This is a genomic window from Neolewinella xylanilytica (assembly GCF_002934605.1).
Taxonomy (GTDB): domain Bacteria; phylum Bacteroidota; class Bacteroidia; order Chitinophagales; family Saprospiraceae; genus Neolewinella; species Neolewinella xylanilytica.
The window spans coordinates 1,472,939-1,492,823 of sequence record NZ_PTJC01000005.1; the positions used below are offsets into that span (position 1 = coordinate 1,472,939).

Annotated in this window: 15 protein-coding genes; 8 read left to right on the plus strand and 7 right to left on the minus strand. The window is 61.2% G+C overall.

Annotated elements, in window-relative coordinates; all coding sequences use genetic code 11:
* Nucleotides 1–107: 107 nt before the first annotated feature.
* Nucleotides 108–1,259, minus strand: a complete 1,152-nt coding sequence (argE, locus tag CLV84_RS05775) for an acetylornithine deacetylase (RefSeq protein WP_104418777.1) — start codon at nt 1,257–1,259, stop codon at nt 108–110.
* A gap of 148 nt (nt 1,260–1,407) precedes the next feature.
* Here argE and CLV84_RS05780 point away from each other — a divergent pair, with 148 nt between their 5' ends.
* The 3 genes from CLV84_RS05780 (at nt 1,408) to CLV84_RS05790 (ending at nt 4,592) form a co-directional block, all read left to right on the plus strand.
* Nucleotides 1,408–2,088 (plus strand): hypothetical protein, encoded by a 681-nt coding sequence (locus tag CLV84_RS05780; RefSeq protein WP_104418778.1) that lies wholly within the window; start codon nt 1,408–1,410, stop codon nt 2,086–2,088.
* 45 nt (nt 2,089–2,133) lie between these two features.
* Nucleotides 2,134–3,375: a serine hydrolase domain-containing protein gene (locus CLV84_RS05785; protein WP_104418779.1), complete on the plus strand. Its 1,242-nt coding sequence runs from the start codon at nt 2,134–2,136 to the stop codon at nt 3,373–3,375.
* A gap of 68 nt (nt 3,376–3,443) precedes the next feature.
* A complete protein-coding gene (locus tag CLV84_RS05790; RefSeq protein WP_211295177.1) occupies nt 3,444–4,592 on the plus strand; it encodes an SPL family radical SAM protein in 1,149 nt (382 codons plus the stop codon).
* A gap of 11 nt (nt 4,593–4,603) precedes the next feature.
* Here CLV84_RS05790 and CLV84_RS05795 read toward each other — a convergent pair whose 3' ends face one another.
* Together CLV84_RS05795 and CLV84_RS05800 are read right to left on the minus strand one after the other, a co-directional pair.
* Entirely contained in the window at nt 4,604–5,014 is a 411-nt protein-coding gene (locus tag CLV84_RS05795) for a CBS domain-containing protein (protein ID WP_104418780.1), read from the minus strand.
* Nucleotides 5,015–5,064: 50 nt separating this feature from the next.
* A complete protein-coding gene (locus CLV84_RS05800; protein WP_104418781.1) occupies nt 5,065–6,048 on the minus strand; it encodes a tocopherol cyclase family protein in 984 nt (327 codons plus the stop codon).
* Nucleotides 6,049–6,301: 253 nt separating this feature from the next.
* On the opposite strand from CLV84_RS05800, the gene CLV84_RS05805 reads away from it, so the two are divergent.
* The gene (locus tag CLV84_RS05805) at nt 6,302–7,342 is read left to right on the plus strand and encodes a T9SS type A sorting domain-containing protein (protein ID WP_146088730.1); all 1,041 of its coding nucleotides are present in this window, start codon (nt 6,302–6,304) and stop codon (nt 7,340–7,342) included.
* 112 nt (nt 7,343–7,454) lie between these two features.
* The gene (locus tag CLV84_RS05810; RefSeq protein WP_170067588.1) at nt 7,455–13,409 is read left to right on the plus strand and encodes an alpha-2-macroglobulin family protein; all 5,955 of its coding nucleotides are present in this window, start codon (nt 7,455–7,457) and stop codon (nt 13,407–13,409) included.
* A gap of 138 nt (nt 13,410–13,547) precedes the next feature.
* On the opposite strand, the gene CLV84_RS05815 is transcribed toward CLV84_RS05810, so the two are convergent.
* The gene (locus CLV84_RS05815) at nt 13,548–14,273 is read right to left on the minus strand and encodes a LytR/AlgR family response regulator transcription factor (protein ID WP_104418784.1); all 726 of its coding nucleotides are present in this window, start codon (nt 14,271–14,273) and stop codon (nt 13,548–13,550) included.
* An 81-nt stretch (nt 14,274–14,354) separates the two neighbouring features.
* Nucleotides 14,355–15,440: a sensor histidine kinase gene (locus CLV84_RS05820; protein ID WP_104418785.1), complete on the minus strand. Its 1,086-nt coding sequence runs from the start codon at nt 15,438–15,440 to the stop codon at nt 14,355–14,357.
* A 115-nt stretch (nt 15,441–15,555) separates the two neighbouring features.
* Between CLV84_RS05820 and CLV84_RS05825 the strand changes: the two genes are divergently transcribed.
* Complete coding sequence (locus CLV84_RS05825; RefSeq protein ID WP_146088731.1) at nt 15,556–15,819, plus strand: anti-sigma factor; 264 nt, start codon at nt 15,556–15,558, stop codon at nt 15,817–15,819.
* Between the two features lie 53 nt (nt 15,820–15,872).
* Complete coding sequence (locus tag CLV84_RS05830) at nt 15,873–17,300, plus strand: rhodanese-like domain-containing protein (protein ID WP_104418787.1); 1,428 nt, start codon at nt 15,873–15,875, stop codon at nt 17,298–17,300.
* Nucleotides 17,301–17,367: 67 nt separating this feature from the next.
* On the opposite strand, the gene CLV84_RS05835 is transcribed toward CLV84_RS05830, so the two are convergent.
* Nucleotides 17,368–18,459: an alkene reductase gene (locus tag CLV84_RS05835; protein ID WP_104419517.1), complete on the minus strand. Its 1,092-nt coding sequence runs from the start codon at nt 18,457–18,459 to the stop codon at nt 17,368–17,370.
* Between the two features lie 182 nt (nt 18,460–18,641).
* Between CLV84_RS05835 and CLV84_RS05840 the strand changes: the two genes are divergently transcribed.
* A complete protein-coding gene (locus tag CLV84_RS05840; RefSeq protein ID WP_104418788.1) occupies nt 18,642–19,307 on the plus strand; it encodes a hypothetical protein in 666 nt (221 codons plus the stop codon).
* Here CLV84_RS05840 and CLV84_RS05845 read toward each other — a convergent pair whose 3' ends face one another.
* Nucleotides 19,308–19,790 carry a PPC domain-containing DNA-binding protein gene (locus CLV84_RS05845; RefSeq protein WP_170067589.1) on the minus strand — a complete coding sequence of 161 codons (483 nt, stop codon included), beginning with the start codon at nt 19,788–19,790 and terminating at the stop codon, nt 19,308–19,310.
* Between the last annotated feature and the right edge of the window lie 95 nt (nt 19,791–19,885).

Genomic DNA, 19,885 nt, shown 5'->3' on the forward strand with positions numbered 1-19,885 from the left:
GTTGCCATCTATCATGGGTTGTCTAAGTCCAAGGCTGTTGAAAGGCGATCCTTGCCGACGAGACCAACGACCGACTACCCGGCGAAGCCGACTAAAAGACTAAAAGACTAACGAACTAAAAGACTAACCAACCCCTCCAACATCCGCTCACACCCCTCCAACTGCTCAACCGCGACGAACTCATTCGCCCGGTGTGCCTGCGCGATATCCCCCGGACCACAAAGGACGCTAGCGAAGCCCGCGTTAGAAAACTGCCCGGCCTCGGCGGCGTAGGCGACCGTACCGGTTCGATCGTTGCCACTGATGCGTTTGACGAGATCTACGATGCCGGCCGATTCAGCGGTATCCAGCGGAGGCACGGGCGGGTGGAGCGGAAGGTGCTCGATCCGGAAATCCGGGAAGATCTTGCGGCAAATGCGTTCCCGCTCGTGGCAATAGGTTTCGAAATCGGTGAAAATGTCGGCCGCGTCGTCGAGTGGAATATTGCGGTAGTCCCAGTCGAAGCGACATTCGTTGGCGATGATGTTGAAGGCCGATCCTCCGGCGATCTTACCCACGTGAATGCTGGTATGGTTCGGATGGAACCGGTCGTCCACGTGGCCGGCGGCGATCAGCGATTCCATCTTTTCTTCCAGCCATAGGATCAACCGGGCGGCCTCGTGTACGGCGTCCACCTCCTCCCGGATACGGCTGCTGTGGCCCTGGCTGCCGTGAACTACGGTAGTGTACACCATGATCCCCTTCTGGCCCACCATCGGCTGCAACATGGTCGGCTCGCCGATGATGGCCCCCGCCGGCGTTTCTTCGTAGTGGTCGCGGATGGCTTCGGCTACGATGTCCCCCGCCCGGCATCCGATCTCTTCGTCGTAGCTGAAGGCGAAGTAGACGGGGCACTTGAGTTCGGCGCGTTGGAACATCGGTACGGCGGCCAGGCAGCAAGCCAGGAACCCCTTCATATCGCAACTGCCGCGGGCGTAGTACTTATCGCCTTTTCGGACCAGCTCGTAAGGGCCCGTCTCCCACGGCTGGCCCTCGGTGGGCACCACGTCCATGTGGCCGCTGAGGATGATGCCGCCGTCGGCCGCGGGGCCGATCCGGCAGTGGAGGGCGGCCTTATCGCCCGTTTCGTTTGGCACGAGCTGGTACGCCACCCCGTGGGAGGTGAGGTAGGCTTCGATCCAGTGCAGAATAGAAAGGTTGCTTTGCCCACCCAGCACGGGAAAGGAGACTAGGTGAGACAGGATTTCGGGGGCGGTCATCGTGCAAAGGTACAAGCCACGGGCAGGAACCTTATGGAAGACCAGTAGTTACAGCATAACACCACAATTGCGCTGGGCAGTCCGGCCCCGGGCCCCGTGACTTTTTCCCGAATCCGCGTCTCAATCCGGCAAACCGACATCAGACACTATGCACGCTATACGCTTATTCATCCCCCTTTTTCTTTGCGCCGTAACGCTCCCCGTTTCCCTCACCGGGCAGGTGAGCTCGCAGGACATGACCATGAGCCAGGGCACCGAGCCGGCCCTGGTTTTGCGCTTGCCGACGACCGACGAAGACGACGTCGAGGACCTCTGGGAGGACTGGCTCAAGGACACCTACGACGTTAAGACCCGCAGTACCCGTAACGTGCGTACCGGGGAGCTCTCCTCGCTCAACTTCACCATTCCCGGGATCAACGAGGGCAAAAAACTCGATATGTACAGCATTGTCCGGGAAGCGGGAGAAGGCAGCCAGCTCTACGTCTGGATCGCCACCCCGAAAGGGTACGTAGGGCCCGATCTGGATCCCACCGACTACGTGGCCGCCGAGAAAATGCTCACGGATTTCGCGGACGTAGTCAGCCGCGACGCCATGCAAGAGGACGTCGACACCGAAGAGGACCTTCTCTCCGACCTCGAAGATGATCTTGAAGACCTGCAGCGCGACAAGCGCAAGGCCGAGGATGACATCGAAGACGCCCGGGAACGTATCGCCAAGCTCGAGGCCGAGATCGCCGAGAACGTCGTCGCCCAGGAGGAAAAGCAGCGCCAGATCCAGGAGCAGATCGAAACTCTGGAACGGGCTAAACTGCGCTTGCGCAAGAATTAGCCGACGCTCCCCGCGGGTATCTTGTGGTCTTCATAAGCCACCTGTATGCGTCCCTTCTACTATTTACTTTGCCTCTTTCTGCCGCTCGTTAGCCCGGCCCAGTCCGACCCAGGTGCCCTTCACTTCGACGCCGACCGGCTGGCACGGGTAGATAGCTTTCTCCAGGACCTGGTGGACCGCGGCATCGTGCCGAACGCCCAGGCCTACGTCGCCCACCGCGGCGAAGTCGTACTCCGCTCCACTATCGGGCTGGCCGACCTGGACACCCGCCGCCCGGCCCGTCCGGATGACATCTACCGCATCGCCAGCCAGACCAAGGCGCTGGTGACCGTTGGCCTCATGAAGCTCTACGAACGGGGGAAGTTCCTGCTGGAGGATCCCATCGCCCGCTATATTCCCGCCTTCGCCGACGTGCGGGTGATCGACGGCCGCGACAGCGCCACGGGGGAGTGGCGGACCGTCCCCGCCGAGCGGCCCATCACCATTCGCCACCTGCTGACCCACACCAGCGGCCTGGGGTACGAGCTGCCCGGCGACCTCGACCAACACTATCCGGTACCCCTCTTTGCCAGTCTCGAGGAGGAAACGACCGAGGAAGTGGTCGACCGGATCGCCCGCCGGCCCCTCCTCGCCCAGCCCGGCACCGAGTTCGTGTACGGACTGAGCACCGACGTGATCGGCCGGCTGGTGGAAATCCTCTCCGGACAAGCGCTGGACGACTATATGCAACAGGAAGTCTTCGGGCCCCTGGGTATGCAGGACAGCTACTTCTACCTGCCGCAGGCGAAGGCCGATCGCCTGGTCAGTCTGTATTCGAAGCCGGAGGGCGCCGGAGCGCTGGAGCCACACGCCAACGATACCTTCCGCCTTTTCCCCGTTGCCGGAGCCCAAACTTACTTCTCCGCCGGTGCCGGTAGCGTGGGCACCATCGATGACTACGCCCGCTTCTGCCAGATGTTGCTCAACGGCGGACAACTGCACGGCGTCCGTATCCTCAGCCCGACGACGGTGGCCTTCATGACCCGCAACCACATTGGCGATCTGGAGGTCTGGGACCGCCGCGACAAATTCGGACTCGGGTTTATGATCATCACCGACCAAAGCCATTACGGTGACCTGGCTAGTCCCGGCGCCTACAAATGGGGCGGCATGTACTGCTCCGAATACACCATCGACCCGGCCCGTGACCTGATCATGCTGGTCTACTTCAACGTCCATCCCATTCCGCAGTACGCGGAGGTGTTGCGTAAATTTCGCATCCTGGTGTACCAGGCGATGGTAGACTGAGCGGGGTAGGGTAGACCTTGTTGGGAACACTTTTCCCGCCGGGCCGGTTAGCCAAAGAAACGCCCCTTATGGCACGCCCCCTAAGTAAAGCACCCCACATCAGCGGGCGCGAACCGGAGAATGCCGAGGGTATCTCCCAGTCCGCCGCCCCCCCGGTAACCACCTTTGCACCCGCGCCCCGCTCGCCCGGAAAACCCGCCCGCCTCTGGAAGCCGAAGCACGTTTACGTTACGGCGGACGCCTACCGGGAGGAGCACGGCCGCCGCATCGTCGAACGCCTGGACGCCCTCGGGATCGGCTACGAAGTGATGAAGGCCAACCGCCTACCGAAGCTCGGCGGAAGTACGACGGCCGAAACCTACCGCAAAGCCAAGAATACCCTCGCCATTGTCAATGCCCCGCCTAGTGCGCTGCGGCTTACCCCGATTCCACCCTCGGCCGACTGGCAATTTCACCTGGCGAAGGGCTGCCCCGCTCACTGCCAGTACTGCTACCTGGCCGGTAGCCTGCCGGGCGCGCCAGTCACCCGGGCCTACGCCAACCTGGACGCCATCCTGGAAAACAACGCCAGCTTCATCGATCCCAACCGGACGTTGACCACCTTCGAGGCCAGTTGCTACACCGATCCCCTGGGCATCGAGCACCTGACCGGGTCGATCAGCCGGGCCATCGAGTGGTTCGGGGGGCAGCCCGAAGCGCGGCTACGCTGGGTGACGAAGTACGATGCCGTGGATCCGCTGCTCGATCTGGAGCATAACGGGCAAACGCGTTGCCGCATCAGCCTCAACGCCGAGTGGGTCACCCGCCGCATCGAGGCCGGTACCGCCGATCTGGAAGCCCGCCTGCACGCGATGCGGCGCCTCGCGAGAGCGGGGTATCGGGTAGGGGCCGTGCTGGCACCCCTCATGCCCTTCGAAAACTGGCGGGAAGGGTACGCCGACATGCTGCAGCGGCTGCGGGAGGCCCTGGACTTCGAGGTAGACCTCACCTTCGAACTGATCACCCATCGCTTTACCCCCGGCTCGAAGGACATCCTGCTGGAATGGTACCCCAAGACCCCGCTGGACTTCGACGAGGCGCGTCGCAGCAAAAAGCGGAACAAGTTCAGGAGCCACAAATTCGTATACCCCAAAGAGCAGATGACGGAGCTTAAGGAGTGGTTCGGAAAGGAAATCGAGGCCAGGTTTCCGGAAGCGGAAGTGCTTTATTTTACCTAGCGGACGTGGAGCTACCTGGTTCTATAGTCTTTTAGTTCGATCTCTTCGTCGTCCAGTAGGCGCACCAAATCGTGGGTAGTGACGATTCCAATTGCTTCCCCCGACTTGCCCATCACCGGCAAGGCATGAAAGCGGTTCATCCGAAACAGATTAGCGGCGGTCCGCACGGTATCGTCCGGCTCCAGTTTGACGAGCTTGCTGGACATTAGGTCGGCCACGGTGGTAGCGGTGGACGACTTGTCGAGCAAGCGCAGGTAATCCGAGGTGCTCAGCAGACCGACCAGCCGGCCCCCCTCCACCACCAGCAAGTGGTGAATCTGGTGCTGGCCGAAGAGGGCGCTCGCTTCTCCCAGCGGGGTGGTGGGCGCGACGGTGATCAGGTCGGTTGCCATAAGGCGACGAACGGGAAGTAGGGGATTCATAGACGGTGCGTTTATCCCGAAGGTAACGGATTACCGGAAGCGACTATTCTTCATTCACACAGGGTAGCGGCCGCGTTCTCGCTCACCTCCAGCCCCGCCCACGCGGCGAGCCCCCGGTAGACCTCCCGGCCGTCGCGTAACAGGCTTACTTCCAGTTCCGCCCGCAGGCTTTCGTTGATCTTGCCGGTCATGGCGCCGCCGATAGGACTGGCCAGGTTACCCCCCGGAGCGGGGTGGCCCACTATGGTCAGGTGGTGCCGGCGATCGGAGAATTCGAGGGTGACCTTCCGGGCCCCTTCCGTTAGGGTGACCTTCTCCCGGGCCTTCGTCCAGGTCGTGAAGGTGTGCAGCTCCCCCTCGAGGAGGAAGGTGCACAGAAAACCGCGGAAGCTCGAGCCCAGCCAGGGGATACTGGCTACGCTGAACATCAGGCTGGCCGGCGCAGCGGTACCGGACAGGTGATTGCTCTGGCCCCATATCCAGGCATCGGGGAACCCGCTTCCCCAGTCTTTTTCGGTATATCCCACGCCGGTGGTCAAATCTACTGACCGGCCGTCGTGCCGGATGGTGCCGGTTAGCCGGTGGTGCAGGCTCACCAGTCCGTGGTAGCACTGCATGCCGGGCACGAAACCATACCAGCCCATCACACCGGGGGCGAGGGTGCGGGCCGGCCAGGGATGCAGATCGGTGAGGGTAAGGTCGAGCTGGAGATCGGGCAAGTCGATGCAGAGCCGGTCGGTGGCAAAATGGTGCGGCCCCACCTGCACGCTAAAGCGATCGGCCGCGGGGCGGAAATCGTGCACCGTGTAGGTGTGGTAAGCCGTAGTGGCCCGCGTGCCGTCAAGTACCTGCAGGAAGCTGTGCCCCCGCCCCTCCGCATCGTAGCTGATACCGGGAATGAAGGCGAAGGCGAATTCCTCCGCCGGGATGACCACCTTGAAGTACCAGCCTTCGAAAAAGGCACGCCGGCGCCCCCACCCCTGAAAACGGGCGGGGTCGAGGCTAGCCCTTCGGCGGAGCAGGAAGTGGTGCATGAGGGGAGTACTTCAGTGTCGCCGCCGCATTAGCGGCTTCGGGCAATGGTCGACAGGGCGCACAAGTTAAGCCCGCGCGGAACGGAATGGTTTACTACAGGTAACGGACGGGGCAGGACGAACCCGACGCCTTAACGTTGCTACCCGACCAAGGTAGGATCAAAACGGGAAATGAGCAGTGGAGGAATGCGAGTCGATCACCGGCTCTACCCAGCTAGCTACCGCCTCCGTAGCAACCGATACCTGCGTTGGCTTGGCCGACGACAACGTCTGGTACAAATTCAAATTCACGGGAGGATTCAACTCCGTTACCGTACGCCAAACCGGTGGCACCGGCAACGGGATCGTCGTGCAGGAAATCGGCGGCCCGGTCGGGGCCAATACCTGTAACGAACAGCTCACCTCGGATAATCCGGAAATCGAGCTGTTTTTTGGGGTGGGGGAAGACAGTACCTGGCTGCGCATCTTTACCCCGGGGAAGGGAACCTACGCCGAATTTACCATCTGCGCGACCGAGCTCGATCGCCGGATCGCGGAGGGGGAGGGATATACCGAGGCTACCCCAGTTGTCTTCGACGGTTCGGGCGCTGCCGGGGAGTTCGTCGACGTAAGCGTTGCCTCGGGAATCGTAGCCAGCATCGAGAACACCCAGGCCCTGGGGGCGGTCACCGTGAGTTTTTACGACTACGACGGTCCTGCCCGGGAGGTGGACGAAACGGGAGCCGTATACCTTAACCGCAACATCACCATCGTACCCGAAAACCAACCGGAAGATTCGGTGGCCGTTCGCCTCCACCTCACCGAGGAAGACATCCGCAGCGTACTCGACACCGGCGTCATTTCCGCGGCCAATACACTGGCAATCACTAAAATGGCCTCCTCGGCGTGTTCCGGCACCTTCCCCGGTGGCGGCGAACCGGTGGCGTTTCGGGGGGTAGGCGCATACGGAGCCGGCGGGTACCTCGAGATTGCCGTGCCGTCCTTCAGTGAGTTTTTCATCCATCCCGCCGGTCAGGCCCTGAGCACTTCCGTGACGGACAATCGGTACACCACGGCCCCGTGGACGGTAGCGCCGGATCCGGTGGGTAACCGGGTGGTCCTTACCGCTCCCCCCGAATTACACGGTAAGACCGTGTGGGCGGAAGTGTTTACGGCGGATGGCCGCAAAGTGATGAACACCACTCTGGCCCCGGGCCCACTGCGGCCGCTGGACAGTTCTGCCTGGCCGTCGGGTACGTACACCGTGGTCCTTACCTCCGCCGGTACCCGTACTTCGGTGCGCATCGTTAAGTAGGGCGGCGGAGCGCGGGAGCCGGGATCCTTTCACAGATTCTTAACAGGAATCCGATGTGTAGTCCGGTTAACACCGGCATCAATGGGGTGTTATGCCAACCAAGCTTTACTCTATGCGCCACCTAATCATCGTTTTTATCGCTTTTTTTGCGGGTACCCTTATGGCCCAGAATTTTCCGGATGCCTACGCCACAATCGATTCGCTGAGCCAGCCCGGCCAGTACCGCAGTGCCCTCACCGCGGCCGAAGCGGGCTTCACCGAAGCGCGGGATGCGGGCCAGCAGGATCATATGGCCCGGCTGCTGGCCTACCGGGCCGGGTTCGTACGGCAACTCGAGGAAGACGGGGTACAAGCCGCCGTCGACCTGCTACGCCAGGCTACCCGGGCATACCCCGACCTGGAAACCTATACCGCCCTGGCCCATCTGCTGCTTGGCGAATACTACCACCGCTACGCCGAGGAGAACGGTTACCGGCTCAGCGAGCTGACCACCGTTGGTGAAGCGCCGGTACCGGACAGCCTGCCGCTGGCCGATTACGGTATGGACGAACTGCGCTTCCTCAGCCAGCGAAATATCTATCGAGCCCTCGAGCTCACCCACGACAACCGCACCCCGCTGGAAGAAATCCCTGGCCTGATCGAAGGTGGAGAAGGGCGTACGGCCGAGCTCCCCACCCTCTACGACCTGATTATCGACCGGGCCATGAACGTGCTCGGCAGTTCGTTGGGCTCCCTTACGGACGACCGGCCCGTAAATCCGGAATCCCTACTCGTACCGGCCGAAGCCTTCGCGTCCATCGACCTGACCCTTAACTACGACCTGCGCAAGGGCACCCCCCGCAAGCTGCTGGTCTACCAACAGTGGATCGCCTATCATTTAGATGCCGGCGGACCGGCCCTCCTCCACGCCGATCTGCAGCGGATGGAATTCGTACGCCAACTCGGCGTCGCCGACACTACCTATCTCACCGCCCTCGAACGGATGTACGATAGCTACACCGGCGTGGCCACCCGCGACCGCATCCTGGTCGAAATGGCCCGGGTGCTCAACGGCGATAACGAGGCCCTCGGCGAGCGGCCCCGGGTGCGTGCGCTGGCGTTGCTGGACCGGGTAGGGGAGGACGATCCCGTCGCCCGCGCCGCCGCCGCCCAGCTACGGGCAAACATCACCCAACGTAGCCTCGACGCCGAAACCCACGCCTTTTACCCACTTCGCCAACACCTGCTGGTCGGGCTCGGCTACCGCAACCTGGAGCGGGTCTATTACCGCGTCTACGCCATCGATGCGGCGGACGGCCAACAGCCCAGCTACCGCACCGACCGGATGCGGGAGGAACTGGCTTCGTTACAGGTCGTGGCCCGTGGGAGTCAGCGGCTGTCCGCAAACGACGACTACAGCGCCCACCGCACCGAGCTGGACCTGGACCCCCTGCCGGCGGGCGCCTACCGGCTGGTGGTGGCCAGTGAAGAAGACCTCGCGGCCGAGAACGTCACCTTCAGCGCGGTCGATTTCCAGGTGACGGATATCGCCGCCATGAAGATCAACGGGGAGGACGGCGACTTCATGCAGGTGACCAACCGGACGACCGGCGCGGCCCTGACCGACGTGGAAGTCACCCTCCGCCGTGAGAACCGCCGGGGCAATTATCAGGCGGCCGGTACGCGGCGGACCGACCGGAACGGCACCTTCGAGTTGCCCGGTGGCGACCGTTACGTCAATTACCAACTGATCCTTACCCGACCGGGAACGAAGGACCGCCTCGTAACGAACCAGTATGCCTACAGCCGCAACGAAGGCGAAGGGCGGAGTACCGACTACACCACGCTGCTCACCGACCGCCCGATCTACCGCCCGGGCCAGACGGTGCACCTCTACGGCTTGCGCTACCGCCAGGATCCCGATGGCATGCCCGCGATCCTCCCCAACGATCGGGTGACGGTGACCCTTCGCGACGCCAACTACCAGGTCGTCAGCAGCCAGGAAGCGACTGCCGATGCCTTCGGGCGCTTCAGCCTGGATTTCGAGCTGCCGGAAGGTGGCCTTACCGGGGAGTTCACCTTACAGACCGACAACGGCAGCGCGGGCTTCCGGGTCGAGGAATACAAACGCCCCCGCTTCGAAGTCACCCTCGACGGTCCCGATAGCGCCCCCGCCGGTGAGGAGGTGACGGTAACGGGCACCGCCCTTACCTACGCCGGTCCGCCGGTGAGCGAGTCTCAGGTCAGCTACCGCGTCTACCTGGAGGAAGTACGCTGGTTTTATTCCTACTTCCGCGGCAACGGTGGGGGCAACGAGCGCGAATTGCTCACCAGCGGCACCACCCAAACCGCCGAAGACGGCACCTTTTCGGTTCCCTTTACCCTGCCGGAAAATCTCCGAGCCCCCGGTTACGGCCGTTACCGCTTCGTTGTCGAGGCTGACGTGACCGACCCCACCGGGGAGACCCACGAAGCCACGACCTCCATCGCCCTGCGCGGGGAGCGGCCGGCGGTGGCGGTCACCCCCGAGCGGGAAACCGTAGACCGGGGCGACAGCCTGACGCTGAACCTGGTAAGCGATGGCGAGGAAGCCGTGGAGATCAACGTACGCGTGGTGCCCGTCACCAAACCCAACGCCGCCCTCCTCGAACGGCCCTGGCAGATGCCCGACCGGCCCGTTATCAATCGAAGCGCCTTCGAACGCAACTTTCCCTACTTGGCATACGCTCCGGTCCCGGAGCTCACCGAATGGCCGGTTGCCGGAGATGCGGTCTTCGAGGAAAACGTCACGATTGTCGGGGAGCAGGAGCTCCTGCGCTTCGCCGCCACCTTTCCCGTCGGCCACTACCGCATCGAATGGAGCTACCCCGACGGCACCACCGGGCAACCGGCTACCTTCAGCGTGTACGACGCGGACGAAGCCAGCTTACCCGCCGGAATGCTGTACCAACTGGATCGGCTCGAGGACTCCGTGCGGGTAGGGGAAGAACTGACCTTCCGCCTTCTTTCCGCCGTGGAGCTACCGCTCGTACTGAGTCAGTGGCAGAGCCGCCGGGGTGTTACGTTTGGCCGCACTGCCTCCGATGGCAGTCTCCGCTTCACGTATACTCCCACCGAAGCGGACCGCGGCGGCCTGACTTTCGAGTTCGCCTTTGTCCGCTTCAATCGTTCCTTCACCGAGCGCCGGCAGCTCGAACTGCCCTGGGACGACAAGAAGCTGGAAGTCACCTATACTACTTTCCGCGACCGACTGCGCCCCGGCGAGCCCGAGCAGTGGACCATCGAACTCCGCAGCCCGGACGGGGAGCCCGCCGCCGCGGCCGCTTTGGCTACGATGTACGACGCCAGTCTGGACCAACTCTACAGCGGACAGGGCTGGGCCTTCTCGCCCTACCCCCAGTTCTACGGCGGACCGTCGCTGACGGAAGGAGGGAGTTTCGGCAGTGCCTACGGGCGGGCGTACGGTACGCCGGTCGACCCGGTGACCGACACCATTCCCGATCTCCCCGAACTGCAGTTGCCCTTCGGACGCGACCTGACGTTACAATTGCGGGGAAAAGTAATGGGGGTGGAAATGCGCTCGAATGCCGTGCAACGCTTTGAAGCAGAATCGCTGGACGAGGCGGCCGTATCCGGTATGGCTGCCCCGCAATCCGCCTCACCACCCCCACCCCCGACCGCCGAAGCGGAAGACGCGCAGGGAGGTGAGCCGGTAAACATCCGCACCAACCTCCAGGAAACCGCCTTCTGGCTCCCCGAACTGACCGCCGGGGAGGATGGTGCCCTCCGCATCAGCTTCACCAGCCCCGAGGCGCTCACCGCCTGGAAATTCCGCCTCTTCAGCCACGATAAGGCGCTGCGCTACGTCATCTCCGAGCGGGAAATCATTACCCAGAAGGAACTGATGGTGCTGCCCAACGTACCGCGCTTCCTGCGGGAGGGCGACCGCATCGAGCTCACCGCCCGCGTTTCCAACACCACGGATACGGCCATGGACGCCACCGTCGAACTGGAACTCTTTGACCCGCAAACGGGAAAGGTGATTCCGCTGAGCGAATTTTCGGGCGCCGGAGCGCAGGAAGAACGGCCAATACGTCAATCGGTGAAGCTCACCGCCCAGGGTTCCGCTACCGCCCGCTTTGCTCTCTACGTGCCGGAAGGAAAGGCCCTGGACGGTCCGGTCGGGTACCGCATCATCGCCCGCAGTGAGCGCTTCAGTGACGGCGAGGAGAACGTCATTCCCGTCCTGAGCGACCGGACGCTGATCACCGCCCGGGTACCCTTCTACCTGCGTCGCGGCGACAACAAGACCGTCGAGCTGCCCCTGCTGGCCGACTACGACAGCCAGACCCTCGAGCACGTCGGCTACACCTTCGAGGCGACCACCAATCCCGCCTGGCTGGCCCTGAAGGCATTGCCCTACCTGATGGAATATCCCTACGACTGCACCGAGCAGCTCGCCAACCGCTACTTCGCCAACCAGCTGGCGTACGTCACGGTATCGACCAAGCCCGTACTGGAAGAAGTCTTCCGGAAGTGGCAGGCCGACAGCAGCGCCCTACTCAGCGAGCTCGAGCAGAACCAGGACCTAAAGGCCGCCCTGATTACCGAGACCCCCTGGGTCCGGGAAGCCCAATCCGAAAGCGAACAGCGCGCCCGCATTGCCGATCTCTTCCAACTAAAGCGATTGGCCAAGGAGCAAAAGGAATCCCTCGCCAAGCTGGCCGCCCGCCAGGAATCCGATGGCTCCTATAGCTGGTTCCCGGGTGGTCCGTCCAATCCCTACATGACCCAGTACGTGCTGGAGACCTTCGGGCGAATGCGAGCACTAGGGGTCATCGGTGCCGAGCAGGAACCCACCGTAGACCGGATCGCCGAGGCCGCGATGGCGTACCTCGACGCACAAATGCAGGAAGCCTACGGGCGGCTTTTCGATCGAACCCAGGATTCCGTGCAGCTTCGCGAAAACTACCGCCCGAGCCCGCTGCAGCTGCACTATCTCTATGCCCGGGGCCAGTTTGCCTCAACCGGAGCATCGGATACCGAAGCACTCCGTTTCTTCCGCGACCGGGCCTTCGCTACCTGGACCGATTACGGATTGTACGAGCAAGCCCTGATCGCCCTCATCGCCGCGGCGGCGGACAGGGACCTGGGCACGGCGATCCTCACGAGCCTGCGCGAACGGGCGATCCGGTCCGACGAGTTCGGGATGTACTGGAAGTACGAGCGGGGTTTCCGCTGGAACAATCTGCCCATCGAGACCCATACCCGCATCCTGGAGGCGTTCCGTACCATCGATCCCCGCCCCGCGGAACTCGAAGATATGCGGCTCTGGCTGTTGACCAACAAGCGGACCAACGCCTGGCCGACGACCAAAGCGACCGCGGCGGCCGTCTACGCCCTGCTGAACGCCGAAGGTAGCTTCTCCGTCGATCAGCCTACCGTACCGTTGAAAGTCCGCTGGCCCGAAGCCTCCCGCGAATGGAGCAAGCGGGTGGCCGATCTGCAGGAAAAGCCGGAAGCAGCCACCGGAGCCTTTACCTTACGCTTGCCCGCTTCGGAAGTCAGCCGCGATCTGGCGCGCGTCCGCCTCAGCAATACCGGCAATGACTTGGTGTGGGGTGGCATCTACTGGCAGTACACCGAGGTGGCGGATCAGGTAACGGAAAGCAACAACGGCCCCCTGACCCTGCAACGGGAGTTATTTCTGCGTACCGGCGATCGCCTGGAACCCCTCACCGAAGCCGCTAGCCTGCAGCCGGGCGATCGCGTTACTGTACGCCTCACCGTCACGAGCGACCGGGACATGGACTTCGTTCACGTTAAGGACCGCCGCGCCGCCACCTTCGAGCCCGTGGAAGTACTTTCCAGCTATACCTACCAAAACGGACTGGGCTACTACTTCTCCCCGGGCGACCTGGCCACCAACTTCTTCATCAGCGACCTGCCGAAGGGCACCTTCACCCTCGAGTACGACCTCTTCACGACCTACGCCGGCAGTTTCAGCAATGGTCTGGGGCGGGTGGAGTGTATGTATGCGCCTGAGTTTGGAGGAAATTCGGCTGGAGGCCGGGTTGAAGTACGGTAGTTAAGTAGTCGCCGGCTTCGCTTCCGGGGTAGTACGTTAGTTCTTTAGTCTTTTAGTCTTTTAGTCTTATAGTCTTTTAGTCGGCTTCGCCGGTAAGTGCGGGCCGACTAAAAGACTAATGAACTAAAAGACTAAACCCTACAGCTTCAGCTTCTCAATCCGGTCAGCCAACGTCTCCCGGTAGCTTTTGCCCACGGGTAGGGTAGTAACCTTTCCCTTTTCCATAACCTCGACCATATTCCCCTGCAGGGCCTCGATGCGGTTGAGGTTGACGATATAGCTGCGGTGGATGCGCTGGAAGTCGCCGGTGGGGAGCTTGTCTTCGAGGCTCTTCATGGTTTGGAGGGTGATGACCCGGTCGTTGGGCAGGCGGATGATGACGTAGTCCTTGAGGCCTTCGATGTAGACGATCTCCTCGAGGTTGACGCGGACGAGCTTCTTGTCGGCCTTGACGAAAAAGTAGCCGGGGCCGCCATCCTGTACCGGTAGGGCCTTGGCTTTTTGCTTCAGCTCGGCTTGCTTGACGGCCCGGTTGCAGGCCTGGAGGAAGCGGTCGGTACTGATGGGTTTGACCAGGTAGTCCAGGGCGTTAAGCTCGAAGCCATCCAGGGCGTAGTTCGGGTAGGCGGTCGTGAAGATGGTGACCGGCGGGTCCGACAGGCTGCGCAGGAAATCCGTACCGGTCAGCTGCGGCATATTGATGTCGAGAAACATCAGGTCCACGTCTTCCTTTTTCAGGATTTCGTTCGCTTCGAAGGCGTTGTCGCACTTCGCGATGAGTTCGATTTCGGGGATCTTCTCCAGGTAGGTTTCCAGAATGTCTTGTGCTAGGGGTTCGTCGTCGACGATGATGGCGTTGATCATAGTTGTTGATTTGCTAGGGGATGGAATAAAATTAAGGATCTTCGGATCTAGGGTGGGCCGTCGGCCGGGGCAAGCAGGCTTCTATAGCTGTAAGTTCAGGTGGATGGCATAGGTGCTGGGGGATTCCCGGATCTCGAGCTGGTGGCAATTGGGATAGAGGAGTTCCAGCCTGCGCCGCACGTTGACCAGGCCGATGCCACCGCTGGGGCGGGCGGCGTCGGGGGGGCGGGGAAGGACATTGCCCTTGGTGTTTTCGAGGGCGAAGTGGATTGACTTGGGTTCAACGTGGAGGGTGGCGTGGACGAATCCGCCCTTGATGGCCGCGTTGATGCCGTGCTTGAAACTGTTTTCCAGGAAGGGAATTAGCAGCAGGGGCGCGATCTGTTGGTCGACCACGTTGCCCTTTACCTCCAGGGAGATGTCGATGCCTTCGCGCTGCCGCAGCCGTTCCAGATCGAGGTAGTTGCGTAAATAATTGATCTCCTTGCGCAGGGGTACCATCGGTTCGTTGCACTCGTAGAGCATGTACCGCATCATCTCGGAGAGCTTGATAACGATGTCGGGAGCCTTATCGGACTTTTTCAGGGTCAGGGCGTAAAGGCTGTTTAGGGTGTTGAACAGAAAGTGCGGATTGATCTGCGATTTCAGGAAGCGCAGTTCCGACTGCATGGTCTCGTTCTCGGCCTGCTGCATTTTGCGGTTTTCGGCGATCCAGTCGGTCATGATCTTACCGATCGAGCTGACGCCACCAATGAGGAAATTTCCGAAGAAGTAGGCGCCCATATTGTTGAGTAAGTCGATTTGAATCGTCTCCCGGTAGGAGAAGAGAAAGTATTTGATCACCAGTTCGAGGGGCGTGAAGAGCACCGACAAACCGATCAGCGCCGCCGTGTACACCAGGTATTTACCCGTCTTAAGGTAGGTGGGGAACAGGAAGAGCAGGTTCGTATACACCACGATGGCGAAGACCAGCACGGTGATGAGTTCGTTGACGATCGCCAGTCCCAACCCGATTTCTCCGGTTTGCATCTGCAGGATGACCAGGATCCAGAAGAAAACAAACCAACCGATCCCGTGGTAGAAAGGCCGGCGCACGAGCGTACTGCCCAGGCGGTCGGCAAAATGACTGATCTGGGCGCCTGCGGATTCTCGGGTGGCGGTCGACATGGGCCGTAAAATAAGGTGGAGGGAGGGGTTCGGGGAAGGAATTTCTACCAATCCGGCTTCCGCGGCGATGAAAGGGGCCTCCAACAATTACCGGGGGCTAACCGTTTTCCCGCCTATGGGAACGTACCTCATCGCAGCCGTAGCCGCGGCCATCATCTACCGGATCGGACGGGAAGTCATGGGCAGTTTCCGACACCCGGACGACGAGGAGCTCCTCGACTACTGGAACGGGGTGACGCGGGATGAGGATCGCGGCGCTTACCGACAGATCAGCGAACACCTCTCTAGCTGCGATAGCTGCCGCGACCGGCTGGACGAGCTGCGCAAACGTCCCGGGGGCCCGGGAGCGCATTCCCCGCTGATCACCCGGCGCTACTAAACATCGTAGGCCCGACGCACGGTTAGGGAAGTACCAACAGTAAAGCTATTTCCATGACCATCCAGCGCTTCCACGACGAGATCAACGACCAGTATTCCTACCTCATCATTGAGCAAAAGGAAGCTATCGTAGTAGATCCCAGCCGTAATGCCCAACGCTACTTAGCATACCTCAACGAACACCAACTCAAACTCGTGGGTATCGCCCTCACCCACCGCCCCGGCTCTTTCGCCAGCGGATGGGCGGAATTGCGCGAGAAAACCCGGGCTACGGTTATCGGAGCCAGTTCCTACCGCTTTCACGGGGAAGGGCATTACCTCCACGCCGGCCGCGCTACCATGTTCCCCTTCGGTGATGGCAGTCACCTGCAGACGCAGCCGACGCCGGGCTTTACGGCAGACAGTATCTGCCTGCTGGCCATGGATAGCGACGGGAAGGTGCAGGGCATCTTTACCGGCGGCGCGCTGCTTTACGACGGCGTGGGCTACCCCCTGCCGCGCCCCGAAGACAAAAACCCGCTCCACGGCCGAAAGACCTACGTAAAGGAGATGTACGAATCCTTGACGAAGCACATCAGCGGTTTTGCCCCGAAGGCTAACATCTATGCCGGTTTCGGAGAAGCGGCCCACTTCAGTAAAATGGCCGAGAGTCGGCACGCCCAGTTTAACCTCACGGAGGCGAAGGAGGAAAGTCCCGTCCTCAACCAGAAGGACGAAAATGCCTTCGAACGGTACGTGTTAGCGGATTATCCCTTCGTACCCGCCTACGTACAGGGCTGCCTGGAGAAGAACCCGAACGGCTACCAAAGCTGGGCCAAAGCGCTTTATCCCTTCCGGGAACTGTTGACGGAAGAACACCGGGGGGAAGCCCTCAAGTTGCCGGGAGATATGGCACCTGCGTCCCCGCAAAACCTATTACTCGACGGCGAGGAAGTGCTCGTTATCGATACGCGGCATGCCGCAGACTTTACCGCCGGTCACCAACCCGGGGCCTTGAATATCCAGGCCGACGGACCCTTTGCCTTAGCGCTCGGGTCGGTGGTTAAGCCGGGGGAGGTATTCCACGTGATCATCGACGAGGAGGAGAAAACCTTCGGCATCGCGGAAAGCATCGCCAAGATCGGCTACGACGAGCAACTGCAGGGAGCGAGTAAATGGTCGGACGCCCACGACACGGTGCTGCCTAAGCCACTGAACCTCGACGACTTCAAAGCCAACCACGTGGGGCATTACACCATCGTCGACGTACGCTCACCGGAAGCAGCCGAGAAGGACACCCGCTTCTACGGGGCGATTAATATTCCCTACTGGGAACTGCGGGGCCGCGCCGGACAGGTGCCCCGCGACCGACCGGTAGTCGTGCACTGCGGTGATGGATACGCCTCGGCGATCGGCGCCAGTATCCTGCGTCGGGAAATCGGCGACCGGGTGCCCGTTTACGATCTCGGTAAACGGATCAAGAAGTTCAAGGCAGGCAGATAAACGCAAAAACCGCCGGACGCAATGGCAGCGTCCGGCGGTTTTGATTTACGGTTTGCCCGAGGGGAGGCTAGACCTTTTCCGCGAGGGTGGGGTAGGTCAGATACCCCTCCGGCCCGGGGGTGTAAAAGGTTTCCTGGTTGGGGATATTCAGTTCGGCACCTTCCTGGAAACGCTCAACGAGATCGGGGTTAGCGATGAACGGCCGGCCGAAGGCTACGAGGTCGCCCTTATCGGCGGCAAGATCCTTCTCGGCTCGGTGGGCATCGTAGCCACCGGAAAGGATGAAGGTGTTCTTGAAGGTGTCGCGCAGCGTATGCTTGATGGATTCCGGCACGGGCGGGGTACCCATAGCCTCGTGGTCTACCATGTGCAGGTAGACGATGCCGATCTCGTTCAGGATCTCGGTGAGCCGGACGTAGGTTTCGTCGACGCTATCGAAAGGACCGATTTCGTTGAAGAAGCCGTAGGGGCTGACGCGCATACCCACCCGGTCGGCGCCGATGGCGGCCACCGTGGCTTCGGTCACGTCGCGGACGAAGCGCAGGCGGTTTTCCACCGATCCGCCGAACTGGTCGGTTCGGAGGTTGGTCTGGGGATTGATGAATTGTTCCAGCAGGTACCCGTTAGCGGCGTGAAGTTCTACGCCATCGAAGCCGGCGTCGATGGCCAGTTTAGCGGAGCTGGCGTATTCCTTGACCGCGAACGTAATATCGTCCAGGGTCATTTCCTGTGCCAGGGGAATCGGCTGCAGGCCCTTACCGTCTACGTACATCTGGGTATCCGTCATCTCCACCGCGCTGGGCGCGAGTACCCGTCCGCCTTCGGGCAGGTTATCGGGGTGACTCACCCGGCCGCAGTGCATCAACTGCATATAGATCTTGCCGCCGTTCGCGTGCACGGCATCCACGACTTTCTTCCAGCCTTCCATTTGCGCGGCGGAAAAATTACCGGGAATTCTTGGATAGCCCAGACCGTTGAAACTGGGAGAGGTACCCTCGGTAATAATCAGGCCCGCGCCCGCCCGGTTCCCGTAGTAGGTCACCATCATGTCGTTCGGCACGTTGCCTTCGGCACGGGAACGGGTCATGGGGGCCATAACGACGCGGTTTTTCAGGGTAATGTTGCCGAGTTGGTACTCGGATAGTAGATGGTCTAGCATAGCTTTCTTGGTTTGTACATGCAACGGCTGCATCGCCGTAAGGTTGCCTATACATGTATATACATTAATATGCCAGGGGGTAGAAACCGGCAAAAGTAACGTATTCGCAGGTTTAGCTTATATTTAAGCATTGCTCCGAGCCGCTGGGGCGGGTTTTCCACGCGTTGCCTAAAACCCAAACTATGTTACGCACCCTTTACCTACTGCTATCCATTCCGTTGCTCCTGTTACTGAGCAGTTCCCCGGCGGTGCCAGATGACAACCCCGCCACGCCCGTTATCACGGAAACCACCCTGCCCCCCTTCAGCCACGGGACGGCTTCCGGTGACAATATGATGCAGTTCCGGGGCTATACGGTCAGCCATGTGCTAAGCGAGCTCACTTCCTTACCGGTCGATTACCGGTTGGAGGAAGATCCGCGGATAGATTTCAACTACGCTTATCCCGACTTATCCACCGAAGAGGCTACCAAAGTGGCCATCCGGGCACTGGTGGAGTTCGTGGGTGGTCGCGTAGCGGGCATGTTCACGACTACCCCCGGCTACTTGCTGGAGGCTTCTCCCACCATTGGTAAACGGAGCGCGGAGGACCTGGGCCTTTCCGGTACCGGGAAGAAAGTGGAAAACAACCGCGTAGGGGCCTCGGAGCTTTCCCTGAGCGAGTTAGCCGCATTACTTAACGCATACCGCCCCGAAGGCTTTTACGCCGAGGATGATGCCTGTTGCGTAAGTGTCCTTTTTCCGGCCGACGCCTCGCTGGAAGCGCTGGAGCAGGGGCTACTGGAAACGGCTGGGGTGAGGTTGCGGGCGGGGAAACCGATGGTTACCGGTCTGCGGGTGACCCGCTAGCTAGCGGCGGGTTTCTACCTCCAACTCCCGGTATCCCGTTTGCGGATCTTCCGTACGAATGAACCGGTGGTCAAGGCTTTCGCCGATGACGATCTCCGCGGTGGTGTACACCACATTCCCCTCGAGCAGGTGGCCGCCGATCGTTTTCCCCTCCCCGTCGGATACGCTGAGGTGAAGATGGCTACCGTGCATACTCACCGTTCCGACCAGACTGACGATTTCGAAGTGGCCCGTACCGGTAGATCCGTCGGGCTGGTTCGCGAACCGGAGTTGCCAGTCCGTCAGGCTACCCACGCAGGTAACGATATAGCCCGCCTCGATCCGGTGGTCTTCGACGTACCGCTGGATCTCCTCCCGCAGATCTTCGCCGGGTGCCAAACGGAAGGCATGGATACGGGGAGCAGCGTGGGGCATAGGGCTAGATGATGGCTGGCAGCCAGTGACGAAGAGGAAGACTGCCAACGCCAGGAATTTTTGGATCATACGGTAATTTCCGCAGGGTAGGCGGGATTCAGCCCCAAGGTAAGACTACCACCGTTCGTTGACGTGGTAGGGGGGGGACTGCTCCCAGGAGATCG

Excerpts from the sequence above, each read along its gene's own strand:
- CLV84_RS05825 (WP_146088731.1), top strand. The coding sequence starts at position 15,556 with ATGGGAACGTACCTCATCGCAGCCGTAGCCGCGGCCATCATCTACCGG.
- CLV84_RS05835 (WP_104419517.1), bottom strand. The coding sequence starts at position 18,459 with ATGCTAGACCATCTACTATCCGAGTACCAACTCGGCAACATTACCCTG.
- CLV84_RS05800 (WP_104418781.1), bottom strand. The coding sequence starts at position 6,048 with ATGCACCACTTCCTGCTCCGCCGAAGGGCTAGCCTCGACCCCGCCCGT.
- CLV84_RS05815 (WP_104418784.1), bottom strand. The coding sequence starts at position 14,273 with ATGATCAACGCCATCATCGTCGACGACGAACCCCTAGCACAAGACATT.
- CLV84_RS05810 (WP_170067588.1), top strand. The coding sequence starts at position 7,455 with ATGCGCCACCTAATCATCGTTTTTATCGCTTTTTTTGCGGGTACCCTT.
- argE (WP_104418777.1), bottom strand. The coding sequence starts at position 1,259 with ATGACCGCCCCCGAAATCCTGTCTCACCTAGTCTCCTTTCCCGTGCTG.
- CLV84_RS05820 (WP_104418785.1), bottom strand. The coding sequence starts at position 15,440 with ATGTCGACCGCCACCCGAGAATCCGCAGGCGCCCAGATCAGTCATTTT.
- CLV84_RS05795 (WP_104418780.1), bottom strand. The coding sequence starts at position 5,014 with ATGAATCCCCTACTTCCCGTTCGTCGCCTTATGGCAACCGACCTGATC.
- CLV84_RS05780 (WP_104418778.1), top strand. The coding sequence starts at position 1,408 with ATGCACGCTATACGCTTATTCATCCCCCTTTTTCTTTGCGCCGTAACG.
- CLV84_RS05785 (WP_104418779.1), top strand. The coding sequence starts at position 2,134 with ATGCGTCCCTTCTACTATTTACTTTGCCTCTTTCTGCCGCTCGTTAGC.
- CLV84_RS05845 (WP_170067589.1), bottom strand. The coding sequence starts at position 19,790 with ATGATCCAAAAATTCCTGGCGTTGGCAGTCTTCCTCTTCGTCACTGGC.
- CLV84_RS05830 (WP_104418787.1), top strand. The coding sequence starts at position 15,873 with ATGACCATCCAGCGCTTCCACGACGAGATCAACGACCAGTATTCCTAC.
- CLV84_RS05790 (WP_211295177.1), top strand. The coding sequence starts at position 3,444 with ATGGCACGCCCCCTAAGTAAAGCACCCCACATCAGCGGGCGCGAACCG.
- CLV84_RS05840 (WP_104418788.1), top strand. The coding sequence starts at position 18,642 with ATGTTACGCACCCTTTACCTACTGCTATCCATTCCGTTGCTCCTGTTA.